This is a genomic window from Paenibacillus assamensis DSM 18201 (assembly GCF_000422445.1).
Classification (GTDB): domain Bacteria; phylum Bacillota; class Bacilli; order Paenibacillales; family Paenibacillaceae; genus Paenibacillus_B; species Paenibacillus_B assamensis.
In genome coordinates this window covers 271154-292385 of record NZ_KE383837.1, presented here as the reverse complement: position 1 = coordinate 292385, position 21232 = coordinate 271154, and the positions used below count along the sequence as shown (strand labels likewise).

Annotated in this window: 20 protein-coding genes; 17 read left to right on the top strand and 3 right to left on the bottom strand. The window is 44.4% G+C overall.

Translation table 11 applies throughout. The features are described from left to right. Positions 1 to 66: 66 nt before the first annotated feature. The 4 genes from fabF (at position 67) to ftsY (ending at position 6817) form a co-directional block, all read left to right on the top strand. Complete coding sequence (gene fabF / locus H580_RS0115640; RefSeq protein ID WP_028595616.1) at positions 67 to 1302, top strand: beta-ketoacyl-ACP synthase II; 1236 nt, start codon at positions 67 to 69, stop codon at positions 1300 to 1302. 12 nt (positions 1303 to 1314) lie between these two features. Next, entirely contained in the window at positions 1315 to 2013 is a 699-nt protein-coding gene (gene rnc, locus H580_RS0115635) for a ribonuclease III (RefSeq protein ID WP_028595615.1), read from the top strand. A 205-nt stretch (positions 2014 to 2218) separates the two neighbouring features. After that, entirely contained in the window at positions 2219 to 5791 is a 3573-nt protein-coding gene (gene smc, locus H580_RS0115630; RefSeq protein WP_028595614.1) for a chromosome segregation protein SMC, read from the top strand. Between the two features lie 18 nt (positions 5792 to 5809). Continuing rightward, positions 5810 to 6817, top strand: coding sequence for a signal recognition particle-docking protein FtsY (ftsY, locus tag H580_RS0115625; RefSeq protein WP_028595613.1), 1008 nt, complete (start codon positions 5810 to 5812; stop codon positions 6815 to 6817). A gap of 125 nt (positions 6818 to 6942) precedes the next feature. Here the strand turns inward: ftsY and H580_RS0115620 are convergent, their stop codons facing one another. From H580_RS0115620 to H580_RS0115610, 3 genes are all read right to left on the bottom strand, one after another. Beyond that, complete coding sequence (locus H580_RS0115620) at positions 6943 to 8169, bottom strand: MFS transporter (protein WP_028595612.1); 1227 nt, start codon at positions 8167 to 8169, stop codon at positions 6943 to 6945. Between the two features lie 148 nt (positions 8170 to 8317). Further along, complete coding sequence (locus H580_RS0115615) at positions 8318 to 8896, bottom strand: thymidine kinase (RefSeq protein ID WP_028595611.1); 579 nt, start codon at positions 8894 to 8896, stop codon at positions 8318 to 8320. A 142-nt stretch (positions 8897 to 9038) separates the two neighbouring features. Next, the gene (locus H580_RS0115610) at positions 9039 to 9791 is read right to left on the bottom strand and encodes a MerR family transcriptional regulator (RefSeq protein WP_036605359.1); all 753 of its coding nucleotides are present in this window, start codon (positions 9789 to 9791) and stop codon (positions 9039 to 9041) included. Positions 9792 to 10337: 546 nt separating this feature from the next. On the opposite strand from H580_RS0115610, the gene H580_RS26825 reads away from it, so the two are divergent. From H580_RS26825 to ylqF, 13 genes are all read left to right on the top strand, one after another. Then, the gene (locus tag H580_RS26825) at positions 10338 to 11990 is read left to right on the top strand and encodes a glycoside hydrolase family 19 protein (protein WP_036605358.1); all 1653 of its coding nucleotides are present in this window, start codon (positions 10338 to 10340) and stop codon (positions 11988 to 11990) included. Between the two features lie 199 nt (positions 11991 to 12189). After that, the gene (locus tag H580_RS0115595) at positions 12190 to 13929 is read left to right on the top strand and encodes a glycoside hydrolase family 19 protein (RefSeq protein ID WP_028595608.1); all 1740 of its coding nucleotides are present in this window, start codon (positions 12190 to 12192) and stop codon (positions 13927 to 13929) included. A 204-nt stretch (positions 13930 to 14133) separates the two neighbouring features. Beyond that, positions 14134 to 14493 (top strand): putative DNA-binding protein, encoded by a 360-nt coding sequence (locus tag H580_RS0115590; RefSeq protein WP_028595607.1) that lies wholly within the window; start codon positions 14134 to 14136, stop codon positions 14491 to 14493. A gap of 19 nt (positions 14494 to 14512) precedes the next feature. Beyond that, positions 14513 to 15886 (top strand): signal recognition particle protein, encoded by a 1374-nt coding sequence (gene ffh / locus H580_RS0115585; RefSeq protein ID WP_028595606.1) that lies wholly within the window; start codon positions 14513 to 14515, stop codon positions 15884 to 15886. Positions 15887 to 15926: 40 nt separating this feature from the next. Beyond that, complete coding sequence (rpsP, locus tag H580_RS0115580; RefSeq protein WP_028595605.1) at positions 15927 to 16199, top strand: 30S ribosomal protein S16; 273 nt, start codon at positions 15927 to 15929, stop codon at positions 16197 to 16199. A 23-nt stretch (positions 16200 to 16222) separates the two neighbouring features. Continuing rightward, positions 16223 to 16453 carry a KH domain-containing protein gene (locus H580_RS0115575; protein WP_028595604.1) on the top strand — a complete coding sequence of 77 codons (231 nt, stop codon included), beginning with the start codon at positions 16223 to 16225 and terminating at the stop codon, positions 16451 to 16453. A gap of 133 nt (positions 16454 to 16586) precedes the next feature. Beyond that, entirely contained in the window at positions 16587 to 17105 is a 519-nt protein-coding gene (gene rimM / locus H580_RS0115570) for a ribosome maturation factor RimM (protein ID WP_028595603.1), read from the top strand. Next, entirely contained in the window at positions 17105 to 17890 is a 786-nt protein-coding gene (gene trmD / locus H580_RS0115565; protein ID WP_028595602.1) for a tRNA (guanosine(37)-N1)-methyltransferase TrmD, read from the top strand. The genes rimM and trmD overlap by 1 nt, the downstream gene beginning before the upstream one ends. Before the next feature lie 425 nt (positions 17891 to 18315). Continuing rightward, a complete protein-coding gene (locus H580_RS0115560; RefSeq protein WP_028595601.1) occupies positions 18316 to 18729 on the top strand; it encodes a GNAT family N-acetyltransferase in 414 nt (137 codons plus the stop codon). A 43-nt stretch (positions 18730 to 18772) separates the two neighbouring features. Continuing rightward, positions 18773 to 18973, top strand: coding sequence for a hypothetical protein (locus H580_RS0115555; RefSeq protein WP_028595600.1), 201 nt, complete (start codon positions 18773 to 18775; stop codon positions 18971 to 18973). 212 nt (positions 18974 to 19185) lie between these two features. After that, entirely contained in the window at positions 19186 to 19527 is a 342-nt protein-coding gene (gene rplS / locus H580_RS0115550) for a 50S ribosomal protein L19 (RefSeq protein WP_028595599.1), read from the top strand. 121 nt (positions 19528 to 19648) lie between these two features. After that, complete coding sequence (gene lepB, locus H580_RS0115545) at positions 19649 to 20266, top strand: signal peptidase I (RefSeq protein WP_028595598.1); 618 nt, start codon at positions 19649 to 19651, stop codon at positions 20264 to 20266. 33 nt (positions 20267 to 20299) lie between these two features. Beyond that, the gene (ylqF, locus tag H580_RS0115540; protein WP_028595597.1) at positions 20300 to 21160 is read left to right on the top strand and encodes a ribosome biogenesis GTPase YlqF; all 861 of its coding nucleotides are present in this window, start codon (positions 20300 to 20302) and stop codon (positions 21158 to 21160) included. The last annotated feature ends 72 nt before the right edge of the window (positions 21161 to 21232 follow it).

Below are 21232 nucleotides of genomic sequence, written 5' to 3'. Positions count from 1 at the left end.
CAACGGTACACAAATAGATGGTGTTGAAGTATAGAGCCGAAAGTGAATATAATGAGGTGATCTTGTTTGAAGCATAGGGTTGTCGTTACCGGAATGGGTGTCATTACCGCTCTTGGTTCAGATATACCGACGTTCTGGAATCATTTGACGGAAGGGAAATCAGGAATATCCAAGATTGAATCGTTTGACGTATCTGAATATTCCACTCAAATTGCAGCTTCGGTTAAAGATTTCAATCCAGAAGTGTATGTGGATAAGAAAGAAGTACGTCGCATGGATCGGTTTGTTCAATTTGCTGTAGCTGCTAGTAAACTGGCCGTTGAAGATGCAAAGTTGGACATGGAGTCTGAGGATCCTGAACGTGTCGGTGTTATCGTTGGCTCAGGCATCGGTGGACTTGGAACTTGGGAAGAGCAGCATACGACATTGATGCAAAAAGGTGTGAAGCGCGTAAGTCCATTTTTTATTCCGATGATGATTGCGAACATGGCTTCAGGTCAAGTGTCGATGACACTTGGGGCTAAAGGGCCTAACACAGCATCTGTATCCGCTTGCGCGACAGGTACTCACTCGATTGGCGATGCGTTCAAAATTATTCAACGCGGAGACGCAGATACGATGGTATGCGGTGGTGCAGAAGCAACGATTCGCCCTCTTGGCATGGCAGGTTTCTGCGCGATGCGTGCAATGTCCAATCGCAATGACGAGCCAGAAAAGGCAAGCCGTCCCTTCGATGTAGATCGCGATGGTTTCGTTATGGGTGAAGGTTCGGGTGTGCTTGTGCTTGAATCGTTGGAACATGCGCTTGCTCGTGGAGCACATATTTATGCTGAAGTCGTTGGCTACGGCATGAGCGCAGATGCGCATCATATTACAGAGCCAGATCCTAAAGGAGCTGCCAGCTGCATGCAGCGAGCGCTGAAGGATGCTGGTCTTGATACTACTGATGTTGATTATATTAACGCTCATGGTACGTCTACGCCAGCGGGAGACAAATCCGAGACAAATGCGATCAAGATCGCTTTTGGTGATCATGCCTACAAATTAGCTGTTAGTTCAACGAAGTCGATGACCGGACATATGTTAGGTGCTGCAGGCGGTGTTGAAGCAATTGTATGTGCAATGACATTGAAGGAAGGCGTTATCGCGCCAACGATTAATTTGGATAATCCAGATCCAGATTGTGATTTGGACTACGTACCTAACGTTGCGCGTCAAGCAGACGTGAAGGTGGCTATGTCCAATTCATTTGGCTTCGGGGGCCATAACGCAACAATTATTTTGAAGAAATTCGAAGCATAAGGGGTCAGGCAGTTGAGTGCAGATCTGAAGCAGTTGCAGCAGAAACTCAACATTACATTTCGTAATCGTCAGCTGTTGAAGCAGGCGTTCACTCATGCATCCTATGTGAATGAACACCGCTTCGGACAGCATCAAGATAACGAAAGATTGGAGTTTCTAGGTGATGCCGTGTTGGAACTGACCGTCTCGGAGTTTTTGTTCGAGCGGTGCCCGACACGGCCTGAAGGAGAATTAACGAAGATGCGAGCATCGATTGTCTGTGAGCCTTCACTGGTCAAATTTGCGAATCAACTGCAATTCGGTCAGTACGTTCTACTAGGTAAAGGTGAAGAGCTGACAGGTGGTCGTACGCGACCGGCATTGCTTGCCGATGTATTCGAATCTTTCATCGGTGCGTTGTATCTTGACCAAGGGCTTGAAGCGGTTTGTGACTTTTTGCGGCGCTTTATTTTCCCTCATCTTACGCTGGATGGGAAGCTGCAAACGAATGATTACAAAACACAGCTTCAAGAGCTTACTCAGCATCACAACTTAGGGGTGCTGGAATATCGAATCGTGGAAGAGCGCGGACCTGCGCATGAGCGTGAATTCGTATCCGAGGTTTACATGGGCGATCAATGTCTAGGCAGCGGCACAGGCCGTTCTAAGAAAGAAGCGGAACAGCAGGCGGCAGCCAAAGCATTGGAGCATGCAGTCATACCGAAATCATAACGTACTGTAAGCCGGCGCGTCGCTGCCGGCTTGTTTCGCAGAAAGAGCAAAGGGCAGCGTGCGAGACGGACGGAAGGTTACCGTCAGCGGCTGGTTTTTGCTCTTTCTTTATCCAGAAAGCAGTAGACGGATGCATAGGTACGGGGTGCATCGTATGAGTGGATAGCGATGTAGTACAAAGAAACGTTGAGGTGAATGGAGAACAATGTTCTTAAAGCGGTTGGAACTTGCAGGCTTCAAATCATTCGCCGATCGAACTGAATTGGAGTTTGTGCAAGGGATTACAGGTGTCGTTGGTCCGAACGGCAGTGGAAAGAGTAATATTTCGGACTCCATCCGCTGGGTACTCGGTGAGCAGAGTGCCAAGTCGCTGCGAGGCGGCAAGATGGAAGACATTATATTTGCAGGGAGTGATGCTCGCAAGGCAGTTAATTTTGGTGAAGTGTCGTTAACACTGGATAACAGTGATAGCGCGCTTTCTTTGGATTTTAATGAAGTTACCGTCACGCGTCGTGTTCATCGCAGCGGTGAAAGTGAATATTTTATCAATAAGCAGCCGTGTCGTCTTCGTGATATTACCGAATTATTTATGGATACAGGTATTGGTAAGGAAGCTTATTCGATTATTGGACAAGGCCGGATCGAAGAAATCTTAAGTACTCGATCTGAAGATCGTCGAGGTATTTTTGAAGAGGCATCAGGTATTGTTAAATACAAGTCGAGAAAGAAAGATGCAACGAAGAAGTTGGATGACACCGAACAGAACTTGCTCCGAATACATGACTTGGTTACCGAATTGGAAGATCAGATTGGTCCATTACGGGAGCAGTCGGAGAAAGCTCGTCATTATAAACAACTGCGTGATTGGCTGAAAACGAAAGAAATTGCTGTGTATGTCCATCAAATTCAACAGCTTCATGATCAGTGGCAGGCTGCAAATGAAAAGTTACAGACGCTGAAACATCGGGAACTAGAACTTGCGACGGTCGTAAGCGAGCATGATGCACAGTTGGAAGTGCATCGAATTGAGCTTCGTAAATTGGAAGAAGAGTTGGAAAAGTTCCAAGCATCGCTTCTTCACTATAGTGAAGAATATGAAAAATGCGAGGGACAAGGGGAAGTACTACGAGAACGTAGACGCAACCTTGAAACCAATGAAGCCCAGTTGAAGCAGTCGATCGCGATGACATCTGAGCGAATGCAGGCTAAAGAGATGGAAGTGCAGGGTGTTCGTGATAAGCTGCGAGCACTTGAAGTAGAGCGGAGTGAAGTTCAGCGTCTTATTCAAGATGAGCAATCTAAGCTTGTTGGTGTTGCTGGCAGTGCGAATTCAAATGCTGAGGAATCGTTAAAAGGCCAATTGCTCGATATTATGAACCAGATGGCGCAGCAGCGAAATGATATTCGGTATTATGACCAGCAGCAAGAGACGCTGCAAAAACGGATGGACAAAATGTCTGCCAATCGCAGTAAGCGGGAGGCGGAACGTGATGAACTGCTTCGTAAAATTGAAGAGACAAAGGGACGTACGGAAACGCTCGCAGAAGACCTGCTATATATCCGTAATCGATATATGCAGGAGAATGAGCAGCTTAAGCAAGATGACAAGCTGCTAGAGGAAAGTGAGCAAGCGCTGCGCAAATGGCAGCAGAAGTATGATTCGCTCATTTCTCGACGAGATACAATGAAAGAGCTTCAAGATGACTTCGATGGCTTTATGCTGGGTGTACGGGAAGTGTTGAAGGCTGCGCGTCGACCGAATGGCTTATCTGGTGTTCATGGCGCTGTTGCAGAGCTTATACGTGTTCCTGAATATTTAGAAACAGCTGTCGAAACCGCACTTGGTGCAGCTTTACAGCATGTTGTCATGGAGAACGAAGCGGTTTCCCGCCAAGCGATTGCATTCTTGAAGCAGCGTCAATTGGGACGAGCTACCTTCTTGCCATTGGATGTTGTACGCAGCCGCACGATGCATGATACGGATCGTAGAGTTGTTGATGGCCTTGATGGTTTTGTAGGTATTGCTGCGGATCTTGTCCAGACGGACCGTGCATATAGTCAAGTTGTAGGCAGCTTGCTAGGGAATGTGGTTATTGCTGAAACATTGGAAGATGCCAACCGAATTGCAGCGAAGCTGAACTATCGTTATCGTGTAGTTACTCGCGAGGGTGATGTCGTTAATGCTGGCGGTTCGATGACCGGAGGAAGTTTAAATAAGAAAAATGTGAATTTGCTTGGTCGTCAACGCCAACTTGAGCAGTTGGATGAAGAGATTCGTGGAGTTGATTCTCAACTTGAGAAACTATCCGTATCTGTGAAGGAACTGAAGCAGCGTACTACGACATCAATTAAACGGATCGAGGACTTGCGCGAGCAAGGCGAAGCGAAGCGTATGAATGAGCAGCAGCTTGTTCATGAAATTGCTCAGCTAGAGAAAGAGGAGCGTCAGCATGATACGTATGTAGAGGCTGAAGATCAAGAGCTATCGCTTGCGAATGAGGAAATGTCGACACTCCAAGCAGGTCGTTTAACAGCTGAACAGCGTCTTGCAGAGCTTAAAGTAGAGGAAGATCGTTTGAATGTGGCGATCCAGTCGGCTGAACAGTCCCGCCGCGCGAGCGAAACGGCCAAGGAGGAGCTCCAAGGTCAATTAACGGACTTGAAAGTATCGCAAGGAAAGCTGGATCAGGAGCTCTTCTCACTTAGTGAGCAGTTGAAGCGATCTGAGCAGGAAGCACATACGTACGAACAGGAATATTCACATCAGACCCAATTGCTTATTCAAGTTCAGATTGATCTGGAAACGGTTGAACGAGAATCTGGTAAGCAGACGGAAGACTTGAACCATTTCCATGTGAAGAAGCAAGAGGCGTCGAAGCAAATCGAGTTCAAGCGTGCAGATCGTGCAGCACTTGTACAGCAGCTTGATTTAGCTGAGAGTGAAACTCGTGAGCAGCGCACTGAGCTGAAACAGACCGAAGAAGCGATGAGGCAGACGGAGATTCAATCGAATCGAATGGATGTCGAGTTGGAGAATCTGCTGCGTAAGCTAAGTGAAGAATACGAATTAAGCTATGAGATGGCGAAGTATCGCTATCCTGTTCCAGAGGACATCCAAGCTGCACAGCTGGAAGTGAAGGATTTGAAGCGTCAAATTCAAGCGCTTGGTGAAGTCAATCTAGGTGCTGTTGAGGAGTTCGAGCGCGTCAATGAGCGATACCAGTTCTTAAGTGAGCAAAAAAATGACCTCATTGAGGCGAAGACTACACTGTATCAAGTCATTAAGGAAATGGACGATGAAATGTCCAAGCGATTCAAGTCTACCTTTGATGAGATTCGCAAACAATTCGTAGTTGTATTTGCAAAGTTATTCGGCGGTGGCAGAGCTGATCTTGTTTTGCTGGAGCCCGATCGAATTTTGGAAACAGGTATTGATATTGTGGCACAGCCACCAGGGAAGAAGCTGCAAAATCTACAGCTGTTGTCCGGGGGAGAGCGTGCACTAACAGCGATGGCACTATTGTTCGCTATTTTGCATGTGAAGCCAGTTCCGTTCTGTGTACTTGATGAGGTTGAAGCTGCTTTGGATGAAGCGAACGTGACTCGATTTGCGCAATATTTACGTGAGTTCTCGGAAGAAACACAATTTATTATCGTTACTCATCGTAAAGGTACAATGGAAGAAGCAGATGTGCTGTATGGGGTAACGATGGAAGAGGGCGGCGTTTCGAAGTTAGTATCCGTGAAGCTGGAAGATGATGAAGCGCATATTGCATAGATAGAGCGGAGGAGAACGATGAGTTTTTTTAAGAAACTAAAGGAAAGTATCGCGAAAAAGACAGAAGCGGTAACATCGGTCTTTAAAGAAGGTTTGGAAAAAACGCGTAAAGGATTGGTTGAAAAAGTAACCGATCTCATTACACGTCGCAAAAAAATTGACGAAGAGTTCTACGAAGAGCTAGAAGAGATTCTCATTGGAGCTGACGTTGGCGTCACTACGGTAATGAATCTTATCGAAGATTTACGCGATGAAGTGCGCAAGCGCAAAATTGAGGAAGCAGCTGAGCTTCAGCCTGTGTTGTCTGAGAAGCTAATTGAATTGCTACGCGGCGAACAAAATAACGAGCTTCGTATGAACCCGAACGGATTGACGGTTATCTTATTTGTTGGTGTAAATGGCGTAGGTAAGACAACGACGATCGGTAAGCTTGCACATCGTTTCAAGCAAGAGGGTAAAAGCGTACTAATGGCAGCGGGGGATACATTCCGTGCTGGTGCAATCGAGCAGTTGGAAGTGTGGGGACAGCGTGTCGGCGTTGAAGTAATCAAGCAGCAAGCTGGTTCTGATCCGGCGGCTGTTATGTTCGATGCAGTACAAGCTGCTAAACAGCGCGGTGTCGATGTTCTTTTGTGCGATACAGCAGGGCGCTTGCAGAACAAATCGAACTTAATGGAAGAGCTGAACAAAATCTTCCGTGTTATCCAACGTGAAGTTCCAGATGCTCCGCATGAAGTGTTGATGGTATTGGATGCGACTACAGGTCAAAATGCGCTTTCACAAGCGAAATTGTTTGGTGAGAAGAGTGGTGTGACAGGGCTCGTATTGACGAAGCTAGATGGAACAGCAAAGGGTGGTATCGTTGTTGCTATTCGTCAAGAGTTGAACTTGCCAGTTAAGTTTGTTGGCCTTGGTGAGAAAATGGATGATCTGCAGCAATTTGACTCAGAGCAGTTTGTTCATGCGTTGTTTGCTGGTATCATTCAAGATCAAGAGAAGCAAGAAGAGCAAACAGAGCAGGTATAGAATATAGAGCCTCACAGGGCTAAAACAATAAAAGAAGCTAACCTCTACTATGGGATAGTATCCATGTTAGTAGAGGTTTAGCTTCTTTTTTATCGGCTAGAACCGTTGTTATTATCGAACATTTCTTACTTCACTTCATGATGTATAGCTGCTGTATGGTGTTTTTTAAACGAGAACAAGAAGAACCCGATAAGGGATGAGATGGAGTACATAACACCAGCGATTATATACACCATTTGCGCTCCCCACAAATCAGCAATTAATCCGGTAAATGCGATCGATAGGCCGAAGAGTAGTGTCCCTAGTGCACTTTTAGCTGCGTATAAGTTTGGCTGCTGATCAAGATCAACGTTTAGTTGAATGTAAGTAAGTTGAGATACATCTCGCATTTGTGTGGCTGGGCCCATGATAAATACGATAACAAGTGCGATCCAAGGAGTTGTTGTAAACGCGTAGGCGAACAACATGAGACAAAACATCACGGATCCTATAATCATAGATGGCAACAATTGATTTTGCAGCTGTTTGGCTCTTTTCATAATAAGATAGGCCCCGAAAATTGAACCTGCATAATAAGCAGCATTGATATAGCCCCACCATGCTTCCGATTCGTTCAATACTTGTTGAACAAATAGCAGTGTGACGCCTCCTATCCAAATTCCGTTTGCTAGTCCCTCGATAATATCCATCGTTGTAATGATGCGTATGCGCGGATCGCGGAACAAGATTCCCCAGCCTGACCACATTGATTGTTTCTTAGCCGCTGCGTCATTGATAGTAGAAGGAAGCGGGATGAATGCTAATAGTAACGCTGCCAATGATAGGATGATCGCACTTAACAACAGCACGTTGAAGGAGCCGAGCTGCTGAATCAATATTCCACCAACTGTCCATCCGAACATGGAAACGAACTGTGTACCCATATTGACGATGCTGTTTGATTTCGCCCGTTGTTCTTCTTTCACAAGTCTTGGATATAGAGTGGTTGTGGCCGCGTTCGCACAGCCTCGTGAATATCCAGAGATTACATTGCTTATGTATGCAAAAATAACAATGAGAGGTACCGAGTCGATACTAGCAAGCTGCAGCAGAACGACAAAGAAGAGCGAAACGATAATGTTTATAAATTGAAACCGTCGTAATACCTTTTCTACGGACCATCGCTTATACCATAGTGGCAGCGTAAGGCCACTGCATAGGGCGGATAATGAGCGAACAAGCGATATTCCCCCAGCTAACGCAGCTGAACCTGATAGTTGATATACGGCAGCAATCCAAGTCATCAGCCAAAGTGATGAAGCGAGTTCGGCGGCAGAGTGGTTAAACCACAATGCTTTGAATGACCTTCCCATCCTATCTCCTCCAAATATGTATGTACTTTCGAAACGAAAATGTTTAATAACTATATCATGGAAAAAGATTCCTGTCTATGCAGGTAGTCTTATCGATAACAAATAAAAAGCACTTTCCATCCGAATCGGATAAAAGTGCTTCTTCTCATTACTCGTTTATAGGTGGCTGCTTATGGCAGCGCCGACATACAGGGTAATAGCTGTCATTACCGCCAATTTGAATTTGTTCACCTGTGTAAATCGGTCGACCTGCCTCGTCTACTCTTAGATTCATAATAGCTTTACGTTCGCAGAACCAGCAGATGGTCTTCATTTCTTCGATTTTGTCTGCGTAGAGGAGCATGTATCGACTTCCTTCAAACAGCTCATTTTGAAAGTCGTTCTTCAGCCCGAAGCCCATTACAGGAATGTGAAGCTCATCTACAATCTGAGTAAGCTGCATCACATGTTCATGCCCTAGAAACTGTACTTCATCAACTAAAATGCACGAAAGTGAATCGGCATGAGCGCGAACAATTTCCAATAGATTCGTATCTGGATGGATCGGTATCGCTTTACGTCTTAAACCAATGCGAGACGATACAAATCCTACCTCATCTCGATTGTCGACTGCTGAGGTGAAAATAAGGACAGATTTGTTCTGCTCCTCGTAGTTGTGTGCGACTTTTAAAATTTCGATGGACTTTCCACTGTTCATGGCACCGTAGCGAAAAAATAATTGAGCCAAACTAGCCACTCCCGTTCTTTCTAAATATCGAACCACATCATAACATATCTGAAGTCAGACGTACATGAAAAGGAAAAAGACACCTGTCTTTGCAAGTGTCTACCTAAAAAAGAATGCTATGCAATTAAATTAGCTCAAATTATCAAATGTTCTGTTGCTGCTGTGTTATAAAAATAAGCATTGCTTGACGTAGAAAGTGGGCCAGCCGTGGATGGATAAGATCGTAATAGGCACGAAATTGTTCCTCGTTCACGTACAGATCGGCAAGCTTGGCATACCCCTCCGGTGTAGTAAGGTACATGTGACTTACCCATGCATAGTGGTGTCCAATCAGCCGCTGCGCTTCTTCATCTTCGGGCTGAATACCAGCTTCAAGTAGTTGTGCGATGAGGCAGGCTAGCCTTTCATCATGTAGACCATTATCTTGCAGTGATATGGAGTCGGTTGAAGCATGCATGGTCAGTTGTCCTGCTTTGTCATACCGTTCTTTTAATTCTTTAACATAGCGATTCTGCTTCCCGTTGTCGAAGCCAGCAAAGCGCTGCTGCTCAGTCAAATCACATTCCCCACGTAAATTGGCGATGGTACGATCTAACGTCTTGATTAGTGTATGAAGTCTATTTACTTTGCTTAATAGTAATTGGCGATGGTGCTGTAATGCTTCTGCTTGATTAAAAGTATCTCGCTTTATCATTTCATGAATATCAGCAAGTGGCAGATCAAGTTCACGGAAGAACAGTATATGCTGAAGCTTAATAAGCTGCTCTTGTTCGTAGTAGCGGTATCCGTTATCTCCATAGTATGCAGGCTTGAGGAGGTCGATTTGATCGTAGTACCTGAGAGTGCGAACACTCACGCCTGAAATTTCTGCTACGTCTTGAACTGTATAGGGCACAGTGGCACCGATGTCAAAAGGATTGTAAGAGATGTTCGTATTGTGGTTCTATATGGCTTGTGAATCTATGATTGTCATTAGATTCTTAACCTTACATAATGCAGTCCTTTATACCTACACGTTCTCACCTCTACAATGTTGCATGCTTTGACAAAGCGGCTTCCCTCCTTATTCATGTCGTATTTCTGAGATAGTCTGCGCTGCAATCTGCGCAATTGGTTCTCAGCTTGCCTTGGTGCTCAATTGGCAACCATTCTAGATGTAGTGGCCTGGTGGTTTCTTGGGGTGCCTGCTCCTTTTCTTGCATTTGTCGCTCCTCCTTCTACTACCACTGTAAGGGATGACGTGGCGTCACAGTCAAGCATTATTTCTTAGAATTTACAATTGCCTCTATTACAAGTTGAAGCTCTGAAAAATATCCAGAATCAAGAAGAAAAACGACACTATTATCACTTATTTATAGGTATTTATACCTATAGTTACTGCCTAGTAGCTCTACTATAATAGAGTAGTGCTACCATAATTCCATAAAAAGGAGGATTTATCATGAAACAGAAGTATCCGTTCTCACGTTCCTTCCTGCTTCGCACGCTGACTGCTGCAATAAGCGTATCTATGCTTGCATCAGGCACTGCTGCATTTGCTGCAACTGCGCCGTTGACACAATCCGCATCTGCTCAAATAGCAAATGCACCTGCACCATGGTCAGCGACTCAAGCTTATACGGCTGGTTCGCGAGTCAGCTACAATGGTCAAGTATTCGAAGCCAAATGGTGGACACAAGGCGAAACACCGAATGCTTCCAATCAATGGGGCGCATGGAAAGTTGTTAGCGGAGGCGGCCAAAATGACACAGTTGCTCCGACTCCACCAACAAATGTCGCGTCACCTTCTCAATCTGCCACTTCTATTACTCTCTCATGGACTGCTTCTACCGATAATGTAGGCGTTACTGCGTATGATATTTACCGCAACAATGTTAAGGTTGGAACATCGACTACGACCACTTTTTCAGACAATGGTTTGCAAGCGTTAACATCTTACTCCTATAAGGTTAGAGCTCTTGATGCAGCAGGTAATTTCGCTGATTCTTCTGCTTTAACGGTGAGCACATCAAATGTTCCTATTCCTGGCGATGATCTCACAGTTGGTCAAAGTCGCGTATTGACAGATGCACAAGTTCAAAGCACTTGGGGCGGCATTGACCCTCAGTATGGACCTGATTTGGCTGTACAAGCAGTACAATCCATATTGCCAAGAGCAGAGTTTGAACTTTTGTTCCCAATGCGTATTGGTACGGCAGAATGGCACAACTTCGCAAAAACAAAAGATTACTATAAACCGAACCAAGCAGATTACTACTCCTATGACAACCTCATCGCTGCTGTGCGTGACGTAGCTAATATCAAGTACAAGATTGTATACCGCGAGGGCAGCACTTGGACACATCAAATATTCCGCTTAGATAAAGCCGCTAAGAAAGAAACTCTTCTCTATGAAGAGAAAGACTTCAACTCAGAATGGAACCGTAATAAGGCCAAAATTCCGTATATAACTGACTTCGGTACATTCCTGAAGGAAGGAACAGAAAATAACAAGAAGCGCGAGCTAGCAGCATTTTTGGCCAATATTTCACATGAAACAGGAGGAGGATGGGCGACAGCACCAGGCGGAGAACTTCGCTGGGCACTGTTCTGGAATGAAGAAATGGCTTATATCAATCAACCAGGGAGGGTCGGTTACGTAGCAGCAAATACAGATTACCCGGCAGTAGCAGGGAAGTCTTATCATGGACGTGGTCCAATGCAATTGAGCTGGAACTATAACTATGGTCTTATCGGTTCTATTATTTTTGGTGATAAAAATGTACTTCTTCAAAATCCTGAGAGGATTACAGATGAAGGGAAACTTGGCTTCATGACAGCTATTTTGTTCTGGATGACTCCACAAAGCCCTAAACCATCTAATCATGACATTATTGTAGGAAACTATGTACCGACGGCTGCACAATTGGCTAAAGGATTAGTACCTGGCTTTGGCGCTACAATTATGGTTATTAACGGTGGATTGGAAGGCAATAAAGACGAGACTGACTATCGTGTTAAACGTCGTGTTGCTCATTACCGTGACATTACAACTAGAGTTGGTGCAAACATTCAAGGTGAGAAGCTAGATACCCTTGGTATGCAGCCGTTCTAATAATTGAAGTGCATCTATGTTTATTGAAATAGATATATATAGTAAGCACTCTGAAAAATGAGTATGGATAGGAACGGAGATAGAAATGTTGTTTTGAAGTGATAGTCGGCATGAAGACACGCATAATCATATACAGTCGTATTTGTTCACGATACTGCAAGGTTGTAATTAGCATGCACGCTTTGGGGGAGGTTTATTAATGAATTTGAAGTATCCATTCTCGCGTTCATTTTTACTGCGCACGTTGAGTGCTGTTGTAGGGGTCACGTTGCTAGCTTCTAGTGGACATGCGTTTGCTGCAAGCGGCAAACACGTTCATGAATCCGTAAGAACTGCGGCTTCTTGGCAAGCACAGAAGTCGTACAATGCTGGTGATATTGTAGTATACAAAGGGAAAGTATATCAGGCTAAGCGTACAACTTCAGGAGAACAACCATCTGGTTCATCGAAAGAGTCTCCATGGAAGCTGATTGATAAAGACGATGATGACGACGATGATGATGACGACGACGATGACGATGACGACGACGATGACGATGATGATGACGATGATGACGACGACGATGATGACAACAATGGCCCTGATCATCAGGCGCCTACAGCGCCAGGGAAGCTAACATCTCCTGTGCAAACCACGGGTCTTGTGAAGCTTATATGGAAAGCATCAAAAGACAATGTAGGTGTTAAGAAATATGAGGTATATCGTGATAACGTAAAAGTAGGCGAGACGAATCGACTTGCGTTCACGGATACAGGTTTACAGGCTTCTACATCGTACAATTACTATGTGAAGGCCTTTGATAAAGCGGGGAATTCTTCACAATCAGGCACAATTACGGTGAAGACGAAGGCTGTTATTATTGCACCAGGTGATGGATTAGAAGTTGGACAAAGTCGAGTGCTAACGGACAAACAAGTTGTCCAGCTATGGGGCGGCATTGATGCAAAATATGCTCCTGACAAAGCTATTGAAGCGGTTCAATCCGCATTGCCGCGTGCTGATTTTGAAGCGTTATTCCCATTGCGCTTCGGATCGACAGAATGGCATCAGAGAGCGAAGAGTCAACCTTTCTATAGTCCAGATTTAAAAGAATACTATTCGTATGACAATCTTATTGCAGCCGTTAGAGATATTGCGAACATTAAATACAAAGTTGTATCACGAGTAGGCGTTGCGAATGCGTACCAAATTATCAGACTCGATAAAGCAGCTAAGACAGAAATGTTAATTTATCAAAGTCCTGATTTTAACGCTCCCGTGAATGTTGCTAAGTCTAAGTCAGTGGAAGTATCAGACTTCGGAACGTTCCTAAAAGAAGGTACGGAGAATGATCGTAAACGTGAGCTAGCTGCTTTCTTGGCTAACATTGCTCATGAAACTGGAGGAGGATGGCCGACAGCACCAGGTGGTGAGCTTCGTTGGGCGTTGTTCTTTAATGAAGAAGTAGCATATGCAAACGATCGGACGAAGATCGGTTATATTGATGCTGAGAATAAGGATTATCCTGCTGTACCAGGCAAGTCCTATCATGGTCGTGGACCAATCCAGTTAAGCTGGAATTACAACTACGGCTTAATTAGTTCCATTATTTATGGAGATAAAAATGTTCTGCTCCAAAACCCTGAGATCATTACGCAAGAGGGTAAGATGGGCTTCTTGACAGGTATTCTGTTCTGGATGACACCTCAGGCACCTAAACCATCAAGCCACGATATTATCGTTGGAAACTGGATTCCGACGGCAGAACAGCTCGCTAAAGGACTTGTGCCAGGTTTCGGTGCTACTATTATGGTCATTAATGGTGCCCAAGAGGGCAATAAGGGAGAAGACGACAATCGTATTAGACGTCGTGCGGCTCATTATCGTGACATAACAGGCAGAATTGGTGCAAACATTCAAGGTGAGAAACTTGATACGCTTGGTATGCAGCCTTTCTAAGCAAACAAATTATTTAGGAATGATTGTTTGGTATAAGTAATTTTTCATCCTCTAATAGCTTCTGTTGGTCCCTTCGCTGAGCGATCTGCGAAGGGTTTTTTATGTTGTTAAGGTATATTGCTTGACAATTGAATGGGTTTCGGATAAGATAAAAAACGTCGATGGGCTGTAAAGTGTTTTTCCTTGACGAAAGGAGTGGCCCGTATGAACGAAGAACAGATGTTAGCGAAGACGAATCGAATTAACATGCTGTTTGATTTCTACGAACCGTTACTAACAGAGAAACAGCAAACGTTTTTAAAGTGTTATTTTCATGATGATTTCTCCTTAGGTGAGATTGCAGCGGAATTTGGGATTAGCCGCCAGGCGGTTTATGAACATATTAAGCGTGCTGAGCAAACCCTTGATACTTATGAGAGTAAGCTTAAGCTTCTTGCTAAGTTTGAGGAACGTTCGAAGCTGCTGTCCTCACTGCATGAGACCTTGACAGAACATATGCAAATACCCGACCCGCAGCGTGCGGAACTGCAGGAGATTGTCCGTGAACTGCAGGCGTTGGATTAAGGGAACGGGGTGACTAACTATGGCATTTGAAGGATTAACGAATCGCTTGCAATCGGTATTCAGCCGATTGAAGGGTAAAGGTAAAGTTTCGGAAGATGATGTGAATGAAGCAATGCGTGAGGTGCGCTTGGCACTTCTCGAAGCTGACGTCAACTTCAAAGTCGTAAAAGAATTTATCGCAAAAGTTAAGGAAAAAGCTATCGGCCAAGATGTCATGAAGAGCTTTACGCCAGGCATGGTCATCATCGATATCGTCAATAAAGAATTGACAGAATTGATGGGCGGCTCAGCTGCTAAGTTGGCGAAAGCGAATAAACCGCCTACTGTCATTATGATGGCTGGTTTGCAAGGTGCTGGTAAGACAACCACATCTGCTAAGTTAGCCAAGCTTCTTCAGAAGCAGAATCATAAACCATTGCTTGTAGCGGCGGATATTTATCGCCCTGCTGCCATTAAGCAGCTTCAAGTATTGGGTGAACAGATTAAGGTTCCGGTATTTACACTTGGAGACCAAGCCAATCCGGTTGACATCGCTATTCAAGCGATGGCTCATGCGCGTGAGCAACATTTGGATTACGTCATTATTGATACAGCTGGTCGCTTGCACATTGACGAAGCGTTGATGGACGAGCTGAAGCAAATTCATGAGACGGTTAAGCCAGATGAAGTGTTGCTCGTTGTTGATGCAATGACAGGTCAAGATGCAGTTAACGTTGCTGAAAGCTTTAATCAGCAGCTGGCATTGACTGGTGTTGTATTGACCAAGCTGGATGGAGATACGCGTGGTGGTGCTGCGCTATCTGTTAAGGCAGTTACTGGTTGCCCAATCAAGTTTGCAGCGTTAGGTGAGAAGATTGATGCATTGGAGTCGTTCCATCCAGAACGTATGGCTTCTCGTATTTTGGGTATGGGTGATATGCTCTCCTTAATCGAGAAGGCACAAGCGAATATTGATGCTGATCAAGCTAAGGAAATGGAGCGCAAGATGCGCAACGCCGAATTCACGTTCGACGATTTCCTAGAGCAGATGCAGCAAGTAAAGAAGCTTGGACCGTTGGATCAAGTTCTTGATATGATACCTGGCATGGGTAAAATGAAACAGCAGGCGAATATGCAAGTTGATGAACGTCAGATGGATCGTATCGAAGCGATTGTCCGTTCCATGACTAGCAAAGAACGCCAAGATCCAGATTTGATCAATCATAGCCGTCGTAAACGAATTGCTACTGGTAGTGGTACTCAGCTTGCTGATGTAAACCGCTTGATCAAGCAATTCGATGAAATGCGTCGTGTTATGAAGCAATTCTCGGATATGATGGGACCTAAAGGTCCGAAAATGATGAAAAATTTAAAGAGCAAAGTCGGCAAAGGAATGCGTTTCCCGTTCCGCTAAGCTCCCAATATAATGAGATTTTATTAAGGAGGTGAATTTCGTGGCAGTACGTATCCGTCTTAAACGTATGGGTGCTCATAAAGCGCCTTTCTACCGTGTAGTTGTATCTGACTCCCGTTCCCCGCGTGACGGTCGTTTCATCGAGGAGATCGGTCATTACAACCCAGTTGCTCAACCAGCTGTAGTAAGCATCGACGAAGAAAAAGCGTTGAAATGGCTTCAAACTGGTGCTCAAGCTTCTGATACAGTTCGCAACTTGCTTAGCCAAGCTGGCGTTATGAAGAAGTTCCATGAGTCTAAACTTCAGAAGTAATTCATTCGCTCGGAGGGTCGGAGATGAAAGAGTTGGTGTCAGTAATTGCACGCGCTTTGGTCGATCATCCGGAGGATGTCCGTGTTGAGGTTGTGGAAAAGGAGCATGTGCTCGTTTATGAACTTCATGTTCATCCTGAAGATGTCGGTAAAGTTATCGGCAAGCAGGGCCGCATAGCGAAAGCACTTCGCACGGTCGTTACATCAGCAGCCGTAAAGGTTCCTAAGCGGGTGGCTGTGGACATTATTTCTTAATAAGTCGAAACGGGTTAGGATACGTTCCTAACCCGTTTTCGTATATTTTTATTATGATTTGTTGGAAACTGTTATAAGAACTAACTATCTTCTTATTGAAGTGATGTGCTTGATTGGCGCAGGAGGTTGAATGATGAACGAGAAGTTGATTACAGTTGGAGAGATTGTAAATACACAAGGTATTCGCGGAGAATTAAAAATTGTTTCTCATACGGATTTTCCAGAGGTCCGCTTTGCAAAAAATAGTCAGTTGTTTATCGTTGATGAAGCAAAGAAGTTGCACTTACCTGTAACGGTTGAGAAAGCTCGTGAGCATAAAAAATTACACATTATAAAGCTGAAAGAATACGACAACATTAATGATGTCGAAAAATATAAAGGATGTTTGCTTAAGGTATCCGAAGACCAACAAGTGAAGCTCGAAGAAAATGAGTTCTATTATCGGGACATAATTGGTTGCCGTGTCATCAGTGATGCAGGTGAAGAACTTGGTGTGATCAAGGAAATACTATCCCCAGGCGCAAATGATGTGTGGGTTGTAAAGCGTCCAAAAGGTTCGGATTTACTTTTGCCATACATTGAAGACGTTGTACTTGAGATTAATGTGCAGGACAAGCTTATAAAGGTTCACTTAATGGAGGGTCTGCTGTAATGCGCATTGATGTTCTAACGCTTTTCCCTGAAATGTGTGAGGGTGTATTCGGCGCAAGTATTTTGGGGAAAGCGCGTGAAAAAGGACTTGTATCTTTAAATACGGTCAATTTCCGCGAATACGCTACGAACAAACACAATACCGTCGATGATTATCCATACGGAGGCGGCGGTGGAATGGTGCTCAAGCCCGATCCAATATTTGGAGCAGTTGAGGATGTTATTCATAAGGCATCTATTGAACATACTGAAGACGAGGACGGAGCTGAGAAACGTACTTTACGCCGTCCACGTGTTATTTTAATGTGTCCGCAAGGAGAGACATTTACGCAGTCTAAGGCTGAAGAGTTATCAGAAGAAGATCATTTGATCTTTATTTGCGGACATTATGAAGGATATGATGAACGGATTCGCGAGCATCTTGTTACGGATGAGCTTTCCATTGGTGACTACGTGTTGACAGGGGGAGAGCTGCCTGCAATGGTCGTGGTGGATTCTGTGGTAAGGTTGTTACCGGGTGTTCTTGGTAATGAATCTTCTGCAATCACGGATTCATTCAGCACTGGTTTGTTGGAATATCCTCATTACACACGTCCAGCAGAGTTCCGTGGCTTGAAAGTGCCAGATGTACTGTTAAGTGGGCATCATGCGAATGTTGAAGCGTGGCGTCGAGAACAGTCACTTCGTCGAACGATAGAGCGCAGACCAGATCTATTGGATAAAGTCGAACTGAGCGACAAAGATCGAGCTATTTTGCAACGACTGAAATCAAACCGTTCGAAATGACAATAACGATAGAAAAGCGGCTGTTTCAATGGGTAACGACATCCATGAAACAGCCGCTTGTTGTTCCTTCTATAAGAATAAAATGCGGTGATCATATTAGGTTATCTGAAACGACAAAAGCCCTACCTCTCTTTCGTCCTTGCGGCTCCGATGACCGCGCCAGTGTGAATCAAGTCTACCATCGTCAATTCTTTAGGGTTAGTTGGGAATTAGACAAGATATGAGGAGTTTAATTATTCTTGTTTGAGGAACTCTTATAAGTGAGGGTTATACATGCAACTTTCATAGTATAGCACATCTGAATGAATAAGTATAGCTGTTCGTGTTTTGTTCGTATATAATAGAACGATACGAGTTAAAAATGCGAAATGCGAGCGACGAGCAATTAGTAAGGTACTTCTTATTCATGAATGGAGAGATGTGTCATGGAATTACATCTAGCAGATTATCGCTGTGCGGAAGTAGTTGCAAGATTTTTCGCCAAGCATATTCAGGCATCGCATGATGGAATAAGTAATCTTGAATTTTTGTGTCCAGATGGCGCAAAAGCTGCATGTCGTAGGCAACAAGTTATAATAGCGGCAGAAGAAAGCAAGTTGGTGGGTGCACTTCGATTTTATCGTAGAAAGACTAGCAACTCTGCTTCACTGTATCAATTTGCTCTTAATGAACGTTTCCGAGGCAGTGGAGTAATAGCGCAAATGTTGCGAAAAATAGATGTGGAGTATATTGAGGCTAACTGTTCTATAATGTCTACCTTTAACGCTTATTACGAAAAGACAGGATGGCAGTGTGTGCAACAAAGTCGTGGTTTGTACATATGGAAGTATCAGCTTTAAATCTTTAATTCTTAAATCTTAATAGCTGGGAGAATAGACAAGAATGACTAATATACATGATTATCGCCAACGTGCAGATGTAGTTAAATTGACTGCAGACGAACAGGCGTGCCAATTACTTGAAGAACTGCTCGAAGAGCTAGAGTCTTTGCACCATGCAAATGAAAAACTGCGAAAAGCCCTCTTAGCCTCAAGAAACTCAAGTGGGATGTCTAGCAAGTTAAGGGATGCGCTATACGAATAACCAGAAGCGTACAATTGTCACATTTCGTGAATGTATGAACAGCACAAAGCTTAGATATTTATTTTGCAGTTAATTCTCTTGTGCAAGAGGTAGTCGTATGCTATAATGAATTTTGTTGTTTCAATACGGCGGTCCTCTACAGATGATGACGAGCATGCAAATAGAGCATCTCCGAGATGTAAGAACGCCTGTGTGGAAGGAGGGAGTCATAGATGAATATCGTACAAGCGATTACTCAAGAACAACTTCGTAAAGATGTACCAAGCTTCCGTCCTGGTGATACTTTGAAAGTACATGTCAAAGTTATCGAGGGATCTCGTGAGCGTATCCAGCTTTTCGAAGGTGTTGTAATTAAACGTCGCGGTGGCGGAATCAGTGAAACGTTTACTGTTCGTAAAATTTCCTACGGTGTAGGAGTTGAGCGTACATTCCCGATTCACTCGCCAAAGATCGATAAAATCGAAGTGGCTCGCCGTGGTAAAGTCCGTCGTGCGAAGCTTTATTATCTTCGTAACCTACGCGGTAAAGCAGCGAGAATCAAAGAGATTCGATAATGAAAGACCGGGGGCTTGCAATCTCGCAAGCCCCTTTTGCTATTCTTTAAACAATTTGGTACGCTAATGATATGTAAGTTACATTGGATAAGCATCCTAGGAAGAAAGCGGGGCACGGCCTATGGAGCAAGATCAAGTATCGAATCAAACATCTGTGGCGGATCAATCGACACAGCCGCGACGAAAAAACGAGCTGGTGGAATGGATTAAGGCGATTGCTGTCGCTGTCACACTCGTCGTGTTAGTGCGCTGGTTATTATTCGCACCATTTATTGTCGATGGCCCTTCAATGGAGCCGAATTTCTACACGGGTGAGCGTCTTATTGTGAATAAGGTTTTGTATGATTTCCGTGAGCCGAAGCATGGAGAAGTTGTTGTATTCCACGTGCCGGCAGAGGATCGCGATCTCATCAAGCGTGTAATTGGTGTAGCCGGTGATACGATCGAGTATCGTGGAGACAACTTGTTTGTGAATGGTAAGAAAGTAGAGGAACCATACATACAAGAAGCAATTGCGGAAGCGCAAAAGCAAGGTGGAACTTATAACAACAGTGATTTCCCGAATGAAATGAGATCGGAAAATAAAGTTCCCGAAGGTCATATTTTTGTTATGGGTGACCATCGCGACAATAGTACAGACAGCCGTGTATTGGGCTTTATTCCATTGAGTGAAGTGATTGGACGTGCTGATGTCATTTTCTGGCCATTGAATCAGATGAAGTTTATAAATCATTATTAAAAATTACAGCATAGATAAGGGAGGTGGAACGCGATGTCGATACAATGGTTTCCTGGGCATATGACAAGAGCGCGTAGGCAGATTCAGGATAAGCTGAAGCTTATTGATGTAGTCATCGAGCTGTTGGACGCGCGCTTGCCGCTTTCCAGCCGAAATCCAATGATCCATGAGATTCTTGGTGATAAACCAAGATTGATCATTATGAATAAGTGCGATTTGGCTGATCCAGAAGTGACTGCAAAATGGTTGGAGGTCTTTCGTAAAGAAGGGCATGCAGCGATTCCAGTGGACGCTTCGTCTGGATATAATATTCAGAACATCCAAGTGGAAGCACGTAAGCTGCTGGAAGCGAAGTTTGAGCGCCTAATAGCTAAAGGATTGAAGCCACGACCTATTCGTGCTCTTATCGTAGGTATTCCGAACGTTGGTAAGTCTACATTGATCAATAAGTTGGCAGGCAGACAAGTTGCTGCTACGGGCGATCGTCCAGGTGTAACGAAAGGTCAACAATGGATCCGGGTAGGTTCTGAAATGGAGCTGCTTGATACGCCAGGTATTTTGTGGCCTAAATTCGAGGATCAGATGGTTGGTTATCGTTTAGCGGCTACCGGGGCAATTAAAGATCAAGTGTTGAATGTAGAAGATATTGCCTTCTATGCGCTGAAGTTTATGTCTGCTCATTATTGGGAACGCCTAAAAGAGCGTTTCGAATTGGAAACGCCACTTCATGATATTGAAGATCCGAATGAAATTGTCTCTATTATGGAGGAAATCGGACGCAAGCGTGGATGCTTGGTTAGTGGTGGACGCGTCGACCTAGAGAAAGTTTCAGGCATTATTTTGCGTGAGCTTCGAGCTGGCAAGATGGGGCAAGTTACGTTGGAGCATCCTTGATGTGAGATTGAATAACATATGCTTTTCAGTAAGCTGCTTCGCCATTGGGTGGGCAGCTTTTTGTGTTGGTTT

Coding starts and splice junctions, on each gene's coding strand:
- smc (WP_028595614.1), top strand. CDS start 2,219: ATGTTCTTAAAGCGGTTGGAACTTGCAGGCTTCAAATCATTCGCCGAT.
- ftsY (WP_028595613.1), top strand. CDS start 5,810: ATGAGTTTTTTTAAGAAACTAAAGGAAAGTATCGCGAAAAAGACAGAA.
- H580_RS0115620 (WP_028595612.1), bottom strand. CDS start 8,169: ATGGGAAGGTCATTCAAAGCATTGTGGTTTAACCACTCTGCCGCCGAA.
- H580_RS26825 (WP_036605358.1), top strand. CDS start 10,338: ATGAAACAGAAGTATCCGTTCTCACGTTCCTTCCTGCTTCGCACGCTG.
- H580_RS0115595 (WP_028595608.1), top strand. CDS start 12,190: ATGAATTTGAAGTATCCATTCTCGCGTTCATTTTTACTGCGCACGTTG.
- H580_RS0115590 (WP_028595607.1), top strand. CDS start 14,134: ATGAACGAAGAACAGATGTTAGCGAAGACGAATCGAATTAACATGCTG.
- ffh (WP_028595606.1), top strand. CDS start 14,513: ATGGCATTTGAAGGATTAACGAATCGCTTGCAATCGGTATTCAGCCGA.
- H580_RS0115575 (WP_028595604.1), top strand. CDS start 16,223: ATGAAAGAGTTGGTGTCAGTAATTGCACGCGCTTTGGTCGATCATCCG.
- rimM (WP_028595603.1), top strand. CDS start 16,587: ATGAACGAGAAGTTGATTACAGTTGGAGAGATTGTAAATACACAAGGT.
- trmD (WP_028595602.1), top strand. CDS start 17,105: ATGCGCATTGATGTTCTAACGCTTTTCCCTGAAATGTGTGAGGGTGTA.
- H580_RS0115560 (WP_028595601.1), top strand. CDS start 18,316: ATGGAATTACATCTAGCAGATTATCGCTGTGCGGAAGTAGTTGCAAGA.
- H580_RS0115555 (WP_028595600.1), top strand. CDS start 18,773: ATGACTAATATACATGATTATCGCCAACGTGCAGATGTAGTTAAATTG.
- rplS (WP_028595599.1), top strand. CDS start 19,186: ATGAATATCGTACAAGCGATTACTCAAGAACAACTTCGTAAAGATGTA.
- lepB (WP_028595598.1), top strand. CDS start 19,649: ATGGAGCAAGATCAAGTATCGAATCAAACATCTGTGGCGGATCAATCG.
- ylqF (WP_028595597.1), top strand. CDS start 20,300: ATGTCGATACAATGGTTTCCTGGGCATATGACAAGAGCGCGTAGGCAG.